The organism is Lactovum miscens (assembly GCF_014202895.1).
GTDB lineage: Bacteria > Bacillota > Bacilli > Lactobacillales > Streptococcaceae > Lactovum > Lactovum miscens.
Map to the genome: position 1 here is coordinate 1 of NZ_JACHHV010000013.1, position 19,171 is coordinate 19,171.

Sequence of the window (19,171 nt, forward strand, 5' to 3'; positions counted from 1 at the left end):
ATCCTTTTCTACTTTATTTTTCCAAATTCAAGTATAAAGGTTTCAGGTGTTTTTTTCTTGCTTCAGGTGGCTAACTTAATTTTACAATTTGCCATTAGTAATTATATCAAAAAATGAGCAAAGTCAGATTCACTATTGACTAGAGTTGTTTGGTACTTTTTCATTGACTAACTTTTTTATGTAACTCTTCTAATAATTACCTTAAACCTATTTTGGAAATATTAGGTTCGCTAATATGTGTGTGCTTTTCTAATTTCAAAATCTTTTTAAAATTTGATCAGGCTAATCATATCATTTACACTTTTTGATTTTCATACTTTCTTTACGATTTCATTTTTTATAAAAAAAATCCTGAAAATTTCAGGAATTAACATACTGTAATGAAGAAACTTTTTATAAGGCTTGTTTCAACTAACTTATTTTATGTTAGCACTACCAATTGAAGCTCCGGCTTCATGTGAGCCGTAATCAACAGCAAAATCTGCCAATTTCTCCGCAGTGTTTGTGAAAATAACCATACTTGTCTTTTCAAGACCAGCAGCCTCAACAATTGACCAGTTTACAGAGCCAATTTCCTCGCCACCTTTAACAACATCACCAACTTTAACGTTAAAAGTAAAGGGAGCACCATCTAATGAAACTGTATCAATACCAAGATGAAGCAAAACTTCGAGACCATCTTCTCGTGTGAAACCTAACGCTTGAGCTCCTGCAAGGGTTACCATGCCAGAGATTGGAGCTGTGACTTTACCTTCTCGAGGCTCAATTGCAAAACCTTCACCCATAATTTTTTGTGAAAAGATAGGATCAGAAGTTTCTTCTATTTTTATTACTTGACCCCCAAGTGGGGCATAGAGTCCTTTATCATCTTTAAGTGCGTTTTTTTTCTTACCAAAACCGAGCATTTTGTCTCCCTAACTATTATGAAAATAAGTTTAATCAAAAAAATAAATATATTTCATTTTACTCCTAAAAAGTTACTTATGCAAAGAAATTACTGAAAGTTTGCAAATGCTATTTCAATATTCCTAAATTATGCCAAAAAATCTGCCCCCCCAAAAAAATGAGTGACAGATTGAAAAGATAAATTAAGTATCATAATGTAGTTAAATCCAAACCATATTTTGGTTTTTGTAAGATTTAATATTAACTTAGAAAATGGTAAATTTGTAATTTACCCAGATTTTATTTTATATTGACAGAATAATTAGTTAAAAAATAGACATGTTATTATTAACATATCTACCATAACAGGTATGATTAAATTCGTTCTTCTTATGGTTTATTCCCCAATTTCAGCCTTAACAACTTCAACGATAGAATCTACAACATTATCTACCATTTTTTTTGTGGATGCCTCAGCCATGACACGAAGAAGTGGTTCAGTACCGCTAGGGCGAACCAAGATACGTCCTGATTCACCAAGTAAAGTTTCCTTTTCTGAAATTATATCCGTAATAGCACTAAAATCTTTCCACGTATCCTTATAAGAAAGTTGCGACAGCCGTACATTTACAAGTTTTTGTGGGTATATTGTAACCTCAGCGGCAAGTTGTGAAAGTTTTTTCCCTGTCTCCCGCATTACTTTAAGAAGCTGAATCGACGATAACTGGCCATCACCTGTTGGACTTAAATCCAAGAAGATCATATGGCCAGACTGTTCACCACCAAAATTATAGGCAGACTTGCGCATTTCTTCCAACACATAACGATCTCCAACTGCGGTAACAATTGACTTCATACCATTTTCTTCCAAAGCCTTGTGGAATCCAATATTTGACATTACAGTTGTAACAACAGCATCTTGAGCAAGTTTTCCTTGAGCTTTTAGGTGCTTACCAATGATGAACATGATACGATCACCATCGACAATATTTCCCATTTCGTCAACAGCAATAATGCGGTCGCCATCACCATCATAGGCAAATCCAGCATCTGCTCCATTTTCAAGAACTTCAGCAACAAGTGCTTCTGGATGGGTTGATCCTATCTTGTCATTAATGTTCAAGCCGTCAGGTTTGTCACCGATGACCTCAATATCAACCCCCAAGTCGAGATAAACAGATCTTGCTGTTGTTGAAGTTGCACCATTTGCTGTATCAAGTACAATCTTAAAGTCTTCAAAATTTCCTTTCGCAGTATTTTCAAGAAATGAGATATATTTTTGTTTGGCTTCTTTGTATGTATGAAGTTTTCCCAAACCCTCAGCCGAAGGACGCGGAAGATTATCATTATCTGTATCAATCAATGCTTCAATTTCAAGTTCTTTTGCATCATCTAATTTAAAGCCATCGCCACCAAAGAACTTGATGCCATTATCCAGAGCCGGATTATGACTTGCTGTGATCATTACACCAGCTGATACCTTATCTTTTTTTACAATGTAGGCAAGCCCTGGTGTCGCAATGACCCCAAGGTCAAAAACTTCAATACCAACTGACAAAAGGCCAGAAATTAAACTTGTTGAAAGCATTTGGCCTGAAATTCTAGTATCACGTGCCACGTAGACCTTTGGTTGTTCAGTTTCATGTTGACTTAGGACATACCCCCCAAAACGACCAAGTTTGAAAGCCATCTCTGGTTTCAAGTCTACATTTGCTTCTCCTCGCACGCCATCAGTTCCAAAATATTTACCCAATTTTATTCTCCATTTTCAGTTTACTTTCTTTTATATTTTAGTCAACTGACTATATTTAGCCATTTTTACTTAACTTAACTGTCATTCTTACGGAAGTCTGTGAAAAGATTGCTGGAACAATTTTACCCGATCTGTCAACTGCTTGTAAGTTGACAGTAATTGTTGTCTCCTTTGTGAGATCTGTATCTGAAGGCAAAACTGCTTGTACCAACTTAACATTATTAATTGAATCTGTTCCTGCTATCACAACAACCCTTGACGGGCTTGTTGTAACACTTGTTAAGGTATAGTTTTCCGGAATCAAAGACTTATCAACTATTGGGCTAACATCAAACACTTTTGATTTTTTCCTTTCAACAGTGATTGCTAGACTGTTTGGGCTGGTCTTTGCATTCATATCTGAAGAGAGATTTTTTACCACAATAGGAATTGTATGTGTTCCGGTACCAATATCTGATAAGTCAGCTACCAATTTAAAAGTACGTAAATCTGTTGACTTTTCTTGTAAAATTTCTACTTGGTTATTCGAACTCAAGGTAACAGTCGCAGTGCTGTTGTACCCAGAAATAAAATATTTATCAAAATTATATTGTACTGAAATTGGAATATTTTCCAAAGTTGCAGTATATACTTGACCACCTGGCTGGACTGAGCCATCATTAAGCGCCGCACTTGAATTTACATTTAAGAAAAGAAAGACGGCAAAAAGAATACTCACAAGGACATAAAAAGGTTTCGAATTAATCAATCGGCTCATCTATTATCCCCCTTACCTCGTTTTTTGAACCAACTTGAGAGTCTAGTTTGACGTTCTTCTGGGCTATTATTAAGTTCATCCGTTAAAATTTGATGAAACTGTTCTTTACTAATATCTGAATAGAAATTTCCTCGATGAGCAACCGAAATTCCTCCTGTCTCTTCTGATGCAATAAGTACCAAGGCATCCGAAACATCTGCCAACCCAATGGCCGCCCGGTGTCTGGTACCATATTCTTTTGAAATATCAGAACGTTCACTTAAAGGTAGATAAGCCGAAGCCACTGAAATTTTATTATTTTCAATAATTACTGCTCCGTCATGAAGCGGAGTATTGGGAATAAAAATATTAATGAGAAGGCTACTTGAGATGTCAGCATCAAGCTTAATCCCCGAGGATGCATACTCTTTCAAAGTCTGTGAGCGTTCTATTGCGACCAGAGCGCCAATTTTTCGCATAGACATATATTCAAAAGAACGCTCATATGCCTCAATTTGATTAGAAGCTGAGTTTTTTGGCTTAATCCATGGAATTAAGTTAGTAGAGTAACCTAGTCTCTCTAGGGCTTGACGTATTTCTGGCTGAAAAACAATAATTAAAGCAATTACCCCATAAGTGATGACTTGGTTGAGCAACCATTTCAGTGTTGAGAGATCTAAAAAAACAGCAAGTAAGTCAATCACAATAAAAAGAAATACACCACGCACTAAAATCATCAACCGAGTTCCCTGAACAAAACGGGTTAGACGATAAATAATGTACGCTACAATGGCAATATCAAAAATTGACATTAACAGATGCCAAGGATTACTGTTTTGATTAATTATTTGTTGCCAAAAATTGTTATTTAAAAGATCTGTGATTGAAGTCATTTATTACTTTCTATTTTACTAGATTCTATTCCTAGTTTTAGTAAATATGCAATATAACATGTAAAATTTCAATTTTAACATTGTCTTTTACACTACTTTTCTTCATTGAGTTCATTAAGGCTTTCAGGTTTAATTGCCGCCGCATGTTCTATAAACTTTTTAGCCATTTCTTCGATTTCGCGATCTCTCAGTGTCTCTTCCTCAATGTATTTTCCATCAGGGACACGATCAAGATTTACAAAGGTTTCTATAGCACCCTTTAGATTAACAAACTCTACTGGTGCTTCTCCACCATATTCACCATCTAGATTAAGCATCCACTTATCATCTGTCAGTGGCTCAACCTTCACATTAGTAGCTTTGAGATATGTAACATTGACATCGTTCACATGATTACCTGACCCACTTGCAACAATAGCAAGAAGGGCAATAAGTTCAAAAAAGTTGTCGGTTTTAACTAAAATTAAGGTAAACAGGCCATCATTGATCTGAGCATCTGGAGCGATATTTTCAAAACCACCAACTGAATTAGTTAGGCCACAGAAAAACATTGAAATTTCTTCTTCAATCACATTGCCATCATATGTAATACGAACAAGGTGTTTTTTTACCCGAGGAAGAAGCTCTGCCCCTTTCTGGATATAAGCAAGGTAACCAAAGGTAGTTTTTAACTGACTAGGCACTGAAAAAGTCAACTCTGTTAAAGCACCAGCCGCTGCAATATTGATAAAATGCGTCTGATCATCCTTTTTTCCAACATCAATACCTAAGGTCTGCTTCTTACCAACGATTTTAATGGCTTCAAGAGGCTTATTGCTTGGAATCTTCAAGGCACGTGCAAAGTCATTGGTTGTTCCAGCAGGAATCAAGGCAAATTTAGGACGCTTGCTACGATAAACTGTCATCATACCATTGACAACTTCATTAAGTGTCCCATCACCGCCTGCTGCAACGATCAAATCATAGTCAGCTTTCGAAGCCCTTTCAGCCTCATTTCGAGCGGAATCTTTTTCAGCTGTCGTCGCAAAAGCCGATGTTTCATAGCCATAAGATTCCAATTCATTCAAAATATCTGCGATTGATTTCTTTATAAGTTCTTGCCCAGATGTTGGGTTATAAATTAAACGTGCCTTCAAGTATTACCTCCGTTCATTCTACAACAAAAATTTCTGTATTTTAATCGATGCCATATCTATACTTTATATTATATTGCTTTGAGGTCTGATTCAGACCAAATTTCAATCCCTAACTCTTGAGCTTTTTTGAGTTTGGAACCTGCATCCTCCCCTGCAACTAAAAGATTTGTTTTCTTAGAAACAGATTCCGTCACAGTTGCCCCAAGATTTTCCAATTTTTCTTTGGCTTGATTACGTGAGAGCGACGTTAATTTTCCTGTCAAAACAACTATTTTGCCAGCTAGTATCCCTCCCGTTTGGACTGGATCACCAAGAAAATCAAAATTCAACATTTCTTCTTGCAACTCAGACATAAGCTTTTGACTTCCAGCCTGATTAAAATAATTACTTACAGCCGTTGCCACGGTTTCACCAATTGTTGGAATTACAGAGATTTCTTCAATACTTGCTTCCGCAATTTTTTTTAAATTACCAAAATGTTGAGCAAGAATCTTGGCCGCCTTTGATCCAACATGACGGATTCCCAACCCAAAAATCAATTTTTCAACGGAATTACCTCGGCTGTTATCAATTGCAAACAACAATTTTTCCGCTGACTTCTCTCCAAATTTATCCAAAAGCAGAAGATCTTCCTTGCGAAGCCGATAAATATCAGCTTCATCTTTAATTAAATTTTTTTCAAAGAGCTGGGTTACTACTTTTTCACCGAGGCCAACAATGTTCATTGCATCACGGCTAGCAAAGTGAATCAGACGTTCACGTAATTGAGCAGGGCAGAGAGGGTTAATACAGCGCAATGCGACCTCGTCCTCAAAATGGATCAAATCTGAATTACATTCAGGACAATTTAAAGGAACCTCAAGGGGAACTGAGTCAATTGGCCGCTTTTCAAATAGAACCCGCTCAACTGCTGGAATGATATCTCCTGCCTTATAGATAATAACTCTGTCTTTCAGACGAACATCTTTTTCAGAAATATAGTCAACATTATGGAGCGTTGCACGTGAAACAGTAGTTTGAGCCAAAGTGACAGGCTTCATGTTGGCGGTTGGTGTTACCACACCAGTCCGACCAACTGTCCATTCAACAGATAAAATTTCAGTTTCTGCAAGATCAGGCGGAAACTTATAAGCAATTGCCCAACGGGGGTATTTTACCGTAAAACCAAGTTCATCTTGTTCGGCTAGACTGTTAACCTTAATCACAACTCCATCTATATCATATGGTAGGCTTTCACGACGTTTTGTTGCTTGCTCAATAAAACTCCATATTTCATCCATATTCTTCGCAAAATGACGTTCTTTATTAACAACTAGACCGAGTTCTTCAAAGTATTCAAGCACTTCTTCTTGAGTGTCTTTGGGTGAGGATCCAGCCACCTGATAAAAGAAGGTGGCTAGCCCACGTTTACGTACTACTGATGTATCAAGCTGACGAAGGGTTCCTGCTGCTGCATTCCGTGGATTTGCAAAAGCTGACAATCCTTGTAGCTCGCGTTCATCATTAAGCTTATCAAATGCCTTCTTAGGTAGATAGGCTTCTCCACGGACAACAATACTAATCTTTTCTTTTAGTGTTTGAGGGACATCTGAGATACGTTTAACATTTTCAGTAATATTTTCACCAATTGACCCATCACCACGGGTTGCAGCATTGACCAATTGACCATTTTCATAATAGAGAGATAGGGACAGACCATCGATTTTTAGCTCACAGATATACTCCGGATTAGGTATCGCCTTGCACACCCGTGATTCCCATTCAGATAACCCTTCTCTAGAAAAAACGTCCGCCAAAGAATAAAGATTAAAAGGATGTTGAAATTTTTCAAAACCAGAAAGAATAACATCTCCCGTTCGCTGAGTTGGTGAATCCTCACGAATTAAGCTAGGGTTCTCAGACTCTAGCTTAACTAATCGAGTATAAGCTTGATCATACTCAAAATCTAAGACCGAGGGCTTATCTAGAGTATAATACTCATAAGCCCATTGATTTAAACTTTCTACTAAATTTTTTATTTCTTCTTGAAGATTCATGTTCTTATTTTACCATAATTGAGCTTGCTTTTCTAAAGATTTTTGATATAATGAAAAAGTTGTTTGAGCCGTTCCTTGGCTTAATTACAGTATATGGCGTCATAGTGAAGTGGTAACACATGGCTCTGCAAAAGCCTAATCGTCGGTTCAAATCCGACTGGCGCCTAAAAAATAAACGAAGACCTTGCTATGAGTAGGGTCTTCGTTTATTTTTTTTTATGGAACAGAACCCAAAAACTCGGTATTTTAATGCCTAGATGAAGGGTGCTTCACTTACGGTCTCCCTTTAGGAAGGGGAAAACTAGAAGGCGATTATTTCTATCTTGTGCATAAGGTCATATAAAATGATAATACTACTATAATGATATTGGTCCATGTCTAACGCATAGTTGAACTTCTATATAAAATCTTAGCTGTTATCTCATTAAATTGATATTTATTATAATATTTTATTAAAAGACAAATAACAGCAAGCGATTTCAATTATTCTTATTCTTATCTGTTATAATAGATCTATTAAGTAAACGGAGGTAAGCTATGAAATCAAAATTCACAATCGGATTTGTAGTCGGTGCAGCTTTTGCTCTCACAGTAGTCGCTGGAGCACTAACAACTGTTAAACTTGCAGTCATTGATCCCATTGAAAAACACGATGAATGGATTGAGGAAAACAAGAAAAAAGCCAATCGAAAATTGGTTGGAAGATAATAAAAAATCCCTATCTGGCCCAAGCCAGTAGGGATTTTTTATTGATGCGTTTAATGCTAGATCGCAATAATCATATTTTTTCTCCATTAGATTTAAAAGCTCTTTGAAACCAACCAAATGACTTTTTCTTAGCACGTTTCATATCCCTCAAGTCATGATTTCCTCGATTAACATAGACTGCTCCATAACGTTTTTCCATATCGGCATGGCTTGATGGAATATCAATCAAGCCCCAACCAAGGTAACCAAGGACTTCTGTTCCGTCTAACTCGACAGCATCTTTCAATGCCTGAATGTGAGCTTTATGGTATTCAATGCGAACATCATCCTGAATCGTATTAATTCCATCCCAATTTTCTCGTTGACCAATTCCATTTTCGATAGGAAACACTGGAAGACCATAACGACTATAAAGACGGCTGATAATATTTCTAAACCCAACTGAATCAACGGTCCACCCCCATTCATTAGCCGGAAGACTGAGATCTGACTTCATACCAATTTCAAAATAATGATTTGGCGAATCATTTTCTGTGATTTTTGAGGCGTCAAGTAAGCAAGAACGATAGTAAGAGAATGAAATAAAATCTGAAATTCCCCTTTTAAGAATCTTCTCGTCGCCTTCCTGCCAATCCATGTCAATGCTATGGTTTTTTACAAAGGTTAATACAGCTTCAGAGTAATGTCCCCAAGCATAGACATCACAAAGATTATAAGTAAGAAATTCTTCAAATCTACGGACTGCTAGATTATCCACTGGTGAAGTACTGGCTGGATAAACTTCGGTGTGAGCCAACATGCCACCAATTCGCACATCCTCATAACTCTGATGTATGAAATCACTGATTTGACAATGTGCTAGCACAGTATGGTGGAAAATTGTATAAAGTTCTGATAATGTCTTTTCTCCTGATTCATAGCCAGCAATCGTGTATGCTTCAGGCCCAAAATACAAATTATGTTCATTGAAGACAATCCAATATTTTACACGATTTGAAAAACGACGTATCATTTCCTCGCTAAATCTGACAAAAGCATCAACGACATGACGAGATAAAAAGCCATTATATTTTTCTGCAAGTGCTAAAGGCATGTCAAAATGATATAAACAAACCATAGGTTCAATGCCTCGCCTGATCAAGCCATCAATTAGACGACTATAAAATTCAATACCCCCTTCGTTGAATTCACCATCACCATTTGGGACTACTCGTGACCAAGAAATCTGGAAACGGTACATATTCATACCCATTTCTTTCATCAAATCAAGATCAGTATCAAAGTCGTGAAAATTGTCAATGGCAACATGCCAGTCCGTTGTTTTTTCTGTGGCGGGGCGAACATCATAAACAGAAAGTCCTTTGCCACCTTCATTCCACCCTCCTTCAGTTTGCATAGACGAGGTTGAATTTCCCCAAAAAAAATTATCCTTTAAAGTTGTCATAAGATAATGTTTGACTCCTATTCTTTAAAAAGTCTGTCAAGTTTTTTGACAGACTTCAATTTTACTCAGATTATTCTGCAATCTTTGCTTCTTCGGAAAGTTCTTGCTCAAGTAAGAACTTGTCATAACGACGTGCGAATGGCAAGTAAATCAATATTGATTCAGCCAAGGCAAAGATTTGTAAAATCGCATACTTCCATCCGCCAATTAAGAATCCGGAAATAATTGGTGGTGTTGTCCAAGGCGCAGCAACACCATTCATTGGTGGAACAATTTGGAAAAAGATAGCTGCATAAACTGTTGTCGTAACCACCACAGGTACAAGGAAAAATGGTATTGCCAAGATAGGGTTCATCACGAGTGGTAGACCAAAGAGAAATGGCTCGTTAATATTGAAGAGGCCCGGCACTAATTCAACACGGCCAATTGTTTTCATTTGTTGAGAACGTGCCATGAAAACCGTAAAGATTATTAAACCAAAAGTAATACCTGAACCAGAAAGGTTAATAAAGTTATTGTAAAATTCATTAGTTACGATGTGAGCACCATTTGCAAGAGTCAGCTTACCCACCTTAAATAAAGCTGCATTATCTGCTGTGTTTGGAATCAAGAAAGCACCAGTGATTGCTCCCATGATCAAGCCACCATGCACACCAAAGAACCAGAAGAAAGGCACAAGGAGTGAAATTACCAAAATACCAAAATATGAGTCACCAATGTGTTGTAACGGAATTTCTAACCAGTGATAAATGAAAGTTACTAAATCAGTATTACCAAGTTTGTTGAACAAAGCGTAAACTGCAGTGGCTGCAATGATTATTACACCTGAAGGAATCATTGAAGTAAATTGACTAGCAACGTTTGCTGGTACTTGCTCAGGTAGAGAAATCTTCCATCCTGCATTCATCATGGCAACATAAGCCCAACCTGAAAGGATACCAATCACAATAGCTGCAATCATACCTTGTCCACCTTGCCAAGTCAAGTTCAAAACACCTGTCACGGGGGTGTGCAAGAATGCTTGCATTGCTTGTGGAAGTTTAGAAACTGCTGCTGCAGCTTGATTACCTGTTAAGTTACCAATTCCTGAAGCGGCTTTGCCAGTTCCAATAGCACTGACGATTGGATTTGCAATTGACAGTGATTGAACAATGAAGAATGCCGCCAAGGAAGTCAATCCAGCTTGAAGGGCAACTTCTGGATGGCCATCATCACGGACATAGACATAACCAATACCAACAGCCGCCCAAATGGCCAAGACGCCAAACGACATATTGAAAGCTTGACTAAATAGTGCAGACCAACCATTATTAGCCAACCAAGTGGCTAAAGATGGGATCGGGATATTTGACAGAATCAAGAAAATAGATCCGACAATTATGAATGGCATTGCATAAAGCATGCCATTTTTCAAAGCTGAGATAGCTTTTGTGTTAACAAACTTCATAATTGGGGGTAAAAGCTTGTCATTAACGAAAGTATTCATATTATTCCTCCTAAATTATTACAAAATTGATTGTAGCGCTTACAAAACAAAAAACAAGAGTTTTTTCGACTCTTGTTACATGTGACTTAAGTTGTCACAACTTTTATTCTAATATCTTATTGTCTTTAGAAGCCTCATGGGCTAATATTTCAATAATTGAAAGCACCGGGAGTTGAGAAGTCAGATTTTCAAGTGGATCATATGTTGAATACTCTTCCCTGAAATTATACGATAGATTTATATCAGACATTTTCGAAATTGTCGTATTTTCACGGTTGGTAATAGAAATAATTTTTGCGTGGTTTTCACGCAATTTCATTATACTATCAACGAGCTTATCCGTTTCACCAGAAACAGAGAGAATAATATTTAAAATATGATCTTCATTTCGCCTTTTAATCGCTTGATAAGGGTCAGATATAGCATAGCTTTCAATACCCGAATTAGTAAAATATTTTGCCGAATAATCTGATAATGAACCTGATGTTCCTAAACCTACAAAGACAACATAACTTGCGGATTTGATAAGCTTTATAGCTGCCGCCAATTTTTCAGAATATTCACGACTGGTAATTCCTTTAAGAAAAAGATCAAGCTGCAAAAGGTTTTCATAATAGTTAACAGGCAAAACTTCTTCTTGCGCCTTAGTTTGTAAGTAATATCGAAAATCTGTCCATCCTTTAAAACCTAGAGTCTTTGTCATGCGCAAAACAGTTGCCGTCGAAGTATGTGTCCGTGTTGCCAATTCACGGACCGTCAAATTTTGAGCTTCATCTAAGTTTGCCAAAATTTCGTCAAAGACTGACATTTCAAGTTCATTTAATTGGCGAATTTTTGAAAAGGTAAAGTTCATGTTTTTATTTTAACAGAAAAAAGTAACAGTGGTAAGGACATGCTGAATAAATAAAAAAATGCAGAAATTCCATGGCACTAACAAATATAAAAGTCTCAGAATATTATCTATTCTAAGACTTTTATTTTATACAGTAATATGTTTTACTCATAAATTAGTTACTGTCATACAAAAACATTATTTAACTTTTTTCAACCAGCCAAACAACACACCACTGACTAATGCACCAACTAAGATAAATAGCAAATAAAGTAGTGGATTATTTGTTAAAGCAAGAACGAAGATTCCACCATGAGGTGCCATTAGTTTGATGTTGGCCATTCCTGTCAATCCACCGGCAACTGCTGCTCCAACCATGAAAGATGGAATAGCACGTGCTGGATCTGCTGCTGCAAATGGGATTGAACCTTCAGTAATGAATGAAAATCCCATTACAATATTAGTCAAACCTGAATTTCTTTCTTCTTTGTTAAATTTATTCTTAAAGAGAAGAACCGCTACTGTAGTAGCAAGCGGTGGAACCATCCCACCAGCCATAACCGATGCCATAACAACAGAACCACCATGTGAAACTGTCGCAGCCAATGTACCTGTTGCAAAGATATAAGCTGCCTTGTTAATTGGGCCACCTAAGTCAATAGCCATCATTCCACCAACCAGTAAGCCAAGTAAGAGAGCTGAACTTCCATTAAGTCCGTTCAAGAAATTACTCAAAATCTTATTGAAATCTCCCATTGGTATATTGATAAAGAGCATTATAAGTCCAGTAATGAATGTTCCTAAAAGTGGGTATATCAAGATAGCTTTAATACCATCTAAAGATTTAGGTAACTTAGCAAAGATTTTACGAAGAAGTAAAATTACACCTCCGGCTACGAAACCGCCAACCAACGCACCTAAGAAACCTGAAGGAATTTGTTTTGTAGGATCTAATTGACCAAATGCAATTCCAGTCGAAGCCATTGATCCAGCTACAAAACCTGCAACCAAACCTGGCCGGTCAGCAATTGAATTTGCAATGAACCCAGCCAGAACTGGCAACATAAACCCAAAGGCAATACCACCAATTCCCTTAAAGTAAGCAGCAAGAGGGTGGTAAACACCAAGACTTGAAAGCTGAGATTGAGGAACACCCATTGACTGATCAATCAGAAAAGCAAGAGCGATCAGGATGCCACCTCCAACAACGAAAGGTAGCATAGCTGATACACCACCCATTAGGTGCTTATAGAATGCCTTGCCCAATCCTCCAGTACTCATATCACTTGTATTATCGACTCCAGAACCATCTCCCTGATATATTGGAGCAGTACCTGACAAAGCAGTTTGGATCAAATCTTCAGGATGACGTATTCCTTCTGCAACGGGCTTGTTAACCAAGTGTTTTCCAGTAAAACGGTTCATCTCAACTTTTTTATCCGCTGCTACAATAACACCAACTGCCCGAGAAATATCTGAAGCAGTTAGTCTGTTATCAACTCCTTTAGCTCCATTAGTTTCAACCTTAATTGAAACTCCAGCTACTGCAGCCGCCTTTTTCAAAGCTTCTTCTGCCATGTATGTATGAGCAATACCTGTAGTACAAGCAGTAACAGCAACAAGAAATTTGTCTGATTTAACAGGCGTCACAGCTATTTCTTCACGATGGCTGAACAATTCTAAAACTTCAGATGGATTTGAAGCTAATAAAAGCTTTTCTTTAAAGCCATCTTGCATCAAAAACTTTGCCAGCTCAGCTAAAGCCGCAAGGTGAGTATCGTTTGCTCCTTCAGGAGCTGCAATCATAAAGAACAAGTTCACTGGATTGCCGTCGAGAGCTTCATATTGAACACCTGTGGCACTTTTAGCAAAAAGTACTACTGGGCTTTTCACAGCTCTATTTTTCGCATGAGGCATCGCGATTCCATCGCCAAGTCCCGTTGAAGTAAGTGCTTCCCTTGCTAAAATGTCTGTTTTGAAAAGGTTGAAGTCCGACACAAAGCCCTTGTCTACAAGTTTTTGCACCATCTCGTCAATTGCTACCTCTTTAGTTGTAGCTGCGAGATCAAAAATCATGACCTCTTTCTTTAATAAATCTTTAATCTCCATTGGAGACCTCCTCAATTTTTATTTGTTCATAACATTTTTGAATAAAGCGAGCAGACGGCATATCTTCTGAGAAAACTTTCGCCGTGCCACATGCTACACCTTGTTTGAAAGCAGTCAATACGTCATGCGACTGACTCCATTCAGCTAAGAAGCCTGCAACTGTTGAATCACCGGCACCAACTGAATTTTTGATAATTCCCTTGACCGGTTGAGCAAAATAAACTTTTTCTTTTGTGAAAAGCAAAGCTCCATCACCCGCCATTGAAACTATTACATTTTGCGCACCCATACTGAGCAATTTTTGACCATAAGGAAAAATATCATCTTTCTTGCTAAATTTTACAGAAAAGATTTCTTCCAATTCTTCCACATTAGGTTTGATAATCAGAGGTTTCATCAGTAAAGTTTTTAGTAGCTTTTGACCATCAATATCAATTGCAAACTCTGCTCCCCTTGTTTTAACTAAACGTATCAGGAGGTCATAGAAATTTTCTCCCAAACTTTTCGGAACTGTGCCAGCAAAGGCAACGATGTCTCCTTCCTGAAGCGTATCAAACTTTGTTAAGAAATTATTCACATCCTCACTCGTCAAGTCCGGGCCTGCTGCATCGAGGCTAGTTTCATCACTTCTTGTCTTGATCTTGACGTTAATTCTAGTTTGACCAAATACTTGTGTAAAGTCTGTTTTGATTCCCTGTTGTTCCAAAGATTCGCGAATAAATTTTCCCGTAAATCCCCCAATGAAACCTAAAGCTGTGTTGGGAACATCAAGGCTTGACAACATTCGACTTTCCATGATCCCTTTTCCACCAGGTGTCATTCTGGTTAATTTAGTTCGATTAACTAAACCATTTTCAAGTTCATGATACTCCATAAAATAATCTAAAGCTGGGTTTAGTGTAACTGTAAATATCATTCTTCCTCCGTTATAACCTCTACTTCATCAGGGTTAGCAAATTTTACAAAACTAGTTTCACCCAGTTTGCTCGTATCAACTAATAAATAACTTATCTCAGATTGATGGATAGCAGAAGTTTTTACTGATGCTTCTTCACTATCCGGGGTCATCGCACCGATCTCCTTATCAAATGCATTTGCACCCATGAAAGAACTGTTGAAACGATAATTTGACAGCTGTTTCAAGGCATTTCCGCCTACAACAGAATCTGTAATTTTTTTGATTAAGCCACCTAAAATATAAACCGTCAAATGCTCCCCATTTAACTTTGAAGCATGGGTCACCGAATTTGTCACAATTGTTAGGCGAAATTGAGACTGATTTAACTTTTCAATTAAAGCTCCTGTAGTCGTTCCTGCATCCAAGTAGATGGTGTCACCATCTGAAATTTTTGAGAAGGCACGATCGGCAATTTGACGTTTTTCTTGAACGTTTTTGGTAGATTTTTCAATGAATGACAATTCTTTTGACAGATCTTGCAAAAGTTCTGCACCACCATGGACTCTCTTCAGCTTTTTTTCTTCTTCTAGATCATTCAAATCCCGCCGCATTGTAGATGCTGAAGATTCCGTAAGAGTTTGCAATTCTTCAATTGTTGCAATATGTTTCTGGTTGAGATATTCTAAAATCTTCTTTTTTCTGTCAAAAACTATCATTTTTTCCTTTCTGAAACCGCTTATATTTTGTATTATACACTTTTTATTTCCAATTTCAACCATTTTCTTCCAAAAATAATAAAAAAATTCCCATCATTGATAATATAATGATAGGAATTATTATTATTGTATAATTTTGGGTCGGTTTATTAGATTAATCTTCGTCAGTATACCAATCAAAATGGAAGAACTCACCACGAGGTGAATCTGTACGCTCATATGTATGTGCGCCAAAGTAATCACGTTGGGCTTGAATGATATTAGCAGGTAAATTTTCTGAACGGTAGCTATCATAATATGCTACTGCTGAGCTGTAGGTTGGTGAAGGAATACCTGCTTGAACAGCAAGAGAAACGACATCGCGAACTGATTGTTGATATTTACCAGTGATATCAATAAAATATTCATCAAGAAGTAAGTTTTCAAGAGCTGGATTCTTATCAAAAGCGTCAGTGATCTTTTGCAAGAATTGAGCACGAATGATACAACCAGCACGCCAAATTTGTGCTATTGTAGCATATGGAAGCTCCCAGTTATATTCTGCTGAAGCTTGACGCAATTGGGCGAAGCCTTGAGCATATGACATTATTTTGGAGAAGTAAAGAGCTTGACGAATCTTTTCAATAATTTCCTTCTTTTCACCCTCAAACTTCACAGTTGGACCAACCAAAACTTTGCTAGCCTTGACACGTTCATCTTTGAAAGCAGAAATAAAGCGAGCATACACTGATTCTGAAATCAGTGGCAATGGTACACCAAGGTCAAACGATGATTGTGATGCCCATTTGCCTGTACCTTTGTTACCAGCACGGTCAAGAATTTTATCAACAATAAATCCTTCACCTTTGTCATCTTTACGTTTCAAGACTTCCTTAGTGATTTCAATAAGGTAGGAATCAAGTTCACCTTCATTCCATTCCTCGAAAATGGCTTGAATTTCTTGATTTGAAAGACCAAGGGCGCGTTTCATCAGGTCATACGATTCTGCGATTAATTGCATATCACCATACTCAATACCATTGTGGACCATCTTAACATAGTGGCCTGCTCCATCAGCACCCATATATGCCACACATGGTGTACCATCTTGAGGAGCTTTTGCTGCAATTTGCTCGAAGATTGGAGCAACCAAATCATATGCTTCTTTTTGTCCACCAGGCATCATTGATGGACCAAGGAGGGCACCTTTTTCACCACCTGAGACACCTGTTCCGATAAAGTTGATACCTGAATTTGCCAATTCAGCTGAACGACGCATTGTATCTGGGAAATGCGTGTTCCCACCGTCAATTAAAATATCTCCTTTGTCAAGAAGCGGCAAGATTTGTTGAATGACTGCATCAGTTCCATGTCCAGCTTGGACCATTAGCATGATACGGCGTGGCTTTTCAATAACCTCTACAAATTCTTCAAAAGTTTTTGTAAAAACGAGATTTTTGTCAGGATGTTCAGCAATTACTTCTTCAGTCTTTTCAGTTGTACGATTATAGATAGCAACTGTATAACCACGTGATTCAACGTTAAGAGCAAGATTCTTTCCCATAACAGCCATTCCGATTACGCCAAAATTAGCTTTTGTCATTATTTTTCCTTTCAATGTCGAAATATCTCCGACGGTACATTACTCTTACTATTATACTGAAAATATCATTTAATTGTGTAATGAAAATTTCGGGAATCAATAGATTTCCGAAATTTTCATAGATTAAATTCTCAATGGGGTTGTTCAGTTGGATCTTCAGTCCAGCTATAATCCATAGTTAAATCTCCATCGTCAGCTTCTTCACCCGTCAGATTTGAGAAATGCTCTGCAAGTCCATCTTTTGTGTTATAAAAGAAATCCTTCACTGTATCAACTGACAACTCCCCTGATTCAACCTTTTCTTTGATTTCATCTCGTTTTGCAACTAAGAAATCCTTGGCTGCCTCTGCTGAGTACTCACCAGAATCGAACTTATCCTTAATATTATAGAACTTGTCAACTGAGAAGTCTCGTAGATCTTCAAAAGTACCTTGAGGATCTTCTCTGAAATCATTGTATTTATCAAGTGCATCCTTACGCAAGTCAGTTCCTTTTTTGGGAGCTACAAACAGAGTTGCCGCCACACCAATTGCAGCACCAATAAGTGCAGCACCTAAAAAACTAGATTTTTTTGCCATAAAACACCCTCCTCTTGTTAGTTTTTAAATTATTGATCAGAAAGTGAAAATCTTTTCTTAGTCAACAATTTTTTTCTTTTTTGAAAGAAGACTAGTTGCCGTTCGCCCTACCTTAATAATTGCAGATTGTTTGACATGCTTTGCCTTTGCTTTGCTAAACTTTGAAACAAAGCTACGTCCTGACTCGTTAACAGCTGATACAGACTCGGATAGATCCGAAACTGCCGCAAAGAGTGGATCAATCTTTGCAACTTTTCCATTCACATCTTCCAGCAATGTATTTGCCTTGGTCATCATATTATCCGCCTGATGCAATATAACATCAACATCACTTGATACAATTTTAACGCTTTTATTCACACCTGACATTGTTTGAATAAGCTTAATGACAAAAATAATAACAAAAATGACTAACAAAATTAATACGCCATAAAGCACTTCGAGTAGAGTGGTTTCCATAGTTTGAATCCCCTTTATTAATAACTCAGATGATTTTTAGTGTCCTTTAAACAAAATACCTTATCAACTTAGCTAAATTATAGCAAATTTTTAGAAAAAAGCGATTGCAAGAACAATAGAACAACTTTTACTTTAAATTTTTCTTGACATCTTATGATTGAAGGCAATTAGGATGACACCTGCAACAACTAAAATAAGTGAGAACCATTGTGATACTCTAATACTTCCCCACATAAGGCTATCCGTGCGCATACCTTCAACAACGTAGCGAACGATTCCATACCAGACTAAGTAAAAAGCAAAAATATCACCTGATTTGAGAAATTTTAACCTATGTCGGAAAATAATAATAAGCACGAAGCCTGAAAATGTTCCTATACTTTCAAATAAAAAAGTTGGTTGTCGAAAGTGGCCCTCAATAAACATTTGATTTTTAATGAAGCTAGGAAGGTAGTTCAAATTATTCACGATTTTTCCGTAGGCCTCTTGATTTACAAAATTTCCCCAGCGACCAAATGCTTGAGCTAAGAAAACACCTGGAATGCTAATATCAAGGAAATCTCGAGTATCAATCATCTTGTAGTAACAAAAGATGAGTAAGGTAACAAAACCAGCAATCAAGCCACCATAAATAGCCCCGCCACCATCCCAAAGTGCAATTATCTCACTTGGATGTAATGAATAATATGACCATTGAAAAGCCACATAATAAATGCGGACACCAATGAGACCAATAGGGAATGTGATAAGAATAAAGTCAATGACGGCTTCCGGATCAATTTTTTTCTTTGGTGCTTCGCGGTAAGCGAGCCAAACTGCCAAAATTGCTCCTACGACAATGAAAATAGCATACCAGTGAATCTGAAAGGGTCCAAGTTTGAGGGCAATCTTGGGAATAGTCATGCTCAAAAATTTCATAT

The 19,171-nt window shown here is 37.3% G+C and carries 17 protein-coding genes and 1 tRNA gene; 2 read left to right on the forward strand and 16 right to left on the reverse strand.

All coding sequences use genetic code 11. The features are described 5' to 3' along the window. Positions 1–416 precede the first annotated feature (416 nt). From HNQ37_RS04470 to ligA, 6 genes are all read right to left on the reverse strand, one after another. Positions 417–905: a PTS sugar transporter subunit IIA gene (locus HNQ37_RS04470; RefSeq protein WP_183539708.1), complete on the reverse strand. Its 489-nt coding sequence runs from the start codon at positions 903–905 to the stop codon at positions 417–419. 377 nt (positions 906–1,282) lie between these two features. Continuing rightward, a complete protein-coding gene (glmM, locus tag HNQ37_RS04475; protein WP_183539710.1) occupies positions 1,283–2,638 on the reverse strand; it encodes a phosphoglucosamine mutase in 1,356 nt (451 codons plus the stop codon). Positions 2,639–2,693: 55 nt separating this feature from the next. After that, on the reverse strand, positions 2,694–3,395 hold the full coding sequence (locus tag HNQ37_RS04480; protein ID WP_183539713.1) for a CdaR family protein: 702 nt from the start codon (positions 3,393–3,395) through the stop codon (positions 2,694–2,696). Continuing rightward, positions 3,392–4,267: a diadenylate cyclase CdaA gene (cdaA, locus tag HNQ37_RS04485; protein ID WP_183539715.1), complete on the reverse strand. Its 876-nt coding sequence runs from the start codon at positions 4,265–4,267 to the stop codon at positions 3,392–3,394. The genes HNQ37_RS04480 and cdaA overlap by 4 nt, the downstream gene beginning before the upstream one ends. A gap of 92 nt (positions 4,268–4,359) precedes the next feature. Continuing rightward, positions 4,360–5,403, reverse strand: a complete 1,044-nt coding sequence (locus HNQ37_RS04490) for a diacylglycerol kinase (RefSeq protein WP_183539717.1) — start codon at positions 5,401–5,403, stop codon at positions 4,360–4,362. 68 nt (positions 5,404–5,471) lie between these two features. After that, the gene (gene ligA / locus HNQ37_RS04495) at positions 5,472–7,439 is read right to left on the reverse strand and encodes an NAD-dependent DNA ligase LigA (RefSeq protein WP_183539719.1); all 1,968 of its coding nucleotides are present in this window, start codon (positions 7,437–7,439) and stop codon (positions 5,472–5,474) included. A 95-nt stretch (positions 7,440–7,534) separates the two neighbouring features. Between ligA and HNQ37_RS04500 the strand changes: the two genes are divergently transcribed. Together HNQ37_RS04500 and HNQ37_RS04505 are read left to right on the forward strand one after the other, a co-directional pair. Beyond that, positions 7,535–7,605: transfer RNA gene (locus HNQ37_RS04500), tRNA-Cys, on the forward strand. Positions 7,606–7,976: 371 nt separating this feature from the next. Then, on the forward strand, positions 7,977–8,147 hold the full coding sequence (locus HNQ37_RS04505; RefSeq protein ID WP_183539721.1) for a DUF3042 family protein: 171 nt from the start codon (positions 7,977–7,979) through the stop codon (positions 8,145–8,147). A gap of 70 nt (positions 8,148–8,217) precedes the next feature. Here the strand turns inward: HNQ37_RS04505 and HNQ37_RS04510 are convergent, their stop codons facing one another. From HNQ37_RS04510 to lgt, 10 genes are all read right to left on the reverse strand, one after another. Next, a complete protein-coding gene (locus HNQ37_RS04510; protein ID WP_183539723.1) occupies positions 8,218–9,591 on the reverse strand; it encodes a glycoside hydrolase family 1 protein in 1,374 nt (457 codons plus the stop codon). Positions 9,592–9,661: 70 nt separating this feature from the next. Then, complete coding sequence (locus HNQ37_RS04515) at positions 9,662–11,077, reverse strand: PTS sugar transporter subunit IIC (protein WP_183539726.1); 1,416 nt, start codon at positions 11,075–11,077, stop codon at positions 9,662–9,664. A gap of 103 nt (positions 11,078–11,180) precedes the next feature. Beyond that, positions 11,181–11,930, reverse strand: coding sequence for a MurR/RpiR family transcriptional regulator (locus tag HNQ37_RS04520; protein ID WP_183539728.1), 750 nt, complete (start codon positions 11,928–11,930; stop codon positions 11,181–11,183). 177 nt (positions 11,931–12,107) lie between these two features. Further along, the gene (locus tag HNQ37_RS04525; protein ID WP_183539730.1) at positions 12,108–14,018 is read right to left on the reverse strand and encodes a PTS fructose transporter subunit IIABC; all 1,911 of its coding nucleotides are present in this window, start codon (positions 14,016–14,018) and stop codon (positions 12,108–12,110) included. Then, positions 14,008–14,934, reverse strand: coding sequence for a 1-phosphofructokinase (gene pfkB / locus HNQ37_RS04530; protein WP_183539732.1), 927 nt, complete (start codon positions 14,932–14,934; stop codon positions 14,008–14,010). The genes HNQ37_RS04525 and pfkB overlap by 11 nt, the downstream gene beginning before the upstream one ends. Further along, positions 14,931–15,632 carry a DeoR/GlpR family DNA-binding transcription regulator gene (locus HNQ37_RS04535; RefSeq protein ID WP_183539735.1) on the reverse strand — a complete coding sequence of 234 codons (702 nt, stop codon included), beginning with the start codon at positions 15,630–15,632 and terminating at the stop codon, positions 14,931–14,933. The genes pfkB and HNQ37_RS04535 overlap by 4 nt, the downstream gene beginning before the upstream one ends. A 154-nt stretch (positions 15,633–15,786) precedes the next feature. After that, positions 15,787–17,214 carry an NADP-dependent phosphogluconate dehydrogenase gene (gene gndA / locus HNQ37_RS04540; protein WP_183539737.1) on the reverse strand — a complete coding sequence of 476 codons (1,428 nt, stop codon included), beginning with the start codon at positions 17,212–17,214 and terminating at the stop codon, positions 15,787–15,789. 131 nt (positions 17,215–17,345) lie between these two features. Then, on the reverse strand, positions 17,346–17,792 hold the full coding sequence (locus tag HNQ37_RS04545; RefSeq protein WP_183539739.1) for a YtxH domain-containing protein: 447 nt from the start codon (positions 17,790–17,792) through the stop codon (positions 17,346–17,348). Between the two features lie 57 nt (positions 17,793–17,849). Further along, the gene (locus HNQ37_RS04550) at positions 17,850–18,251 is read right to left on the reverse strand and encodes a DUF948 domain-containing protein (RefSeq protein ID WP_183539741.1); all 402 of its coding nucleotides are present in this window, start codon (positions 18,249–18,251) and stop codon (positions 17,850–17,852) included. A 132-nt stretch (positions 18,252–18,383) separates the two neighbouring features. Then, positions 18,384–19,169, reverse strand: a complete 786-nt coding sequence (gene lgt, locus HNQ37_RS04555) for a prolipoprotein diacylglyceryl transferase (protein WP_183539743.1) — start codon at positions 19,167–19,169, stop codon at positions 18,384–18,386. Positions 19,170–19,171 lie beyond the last annotated feature (2 nt).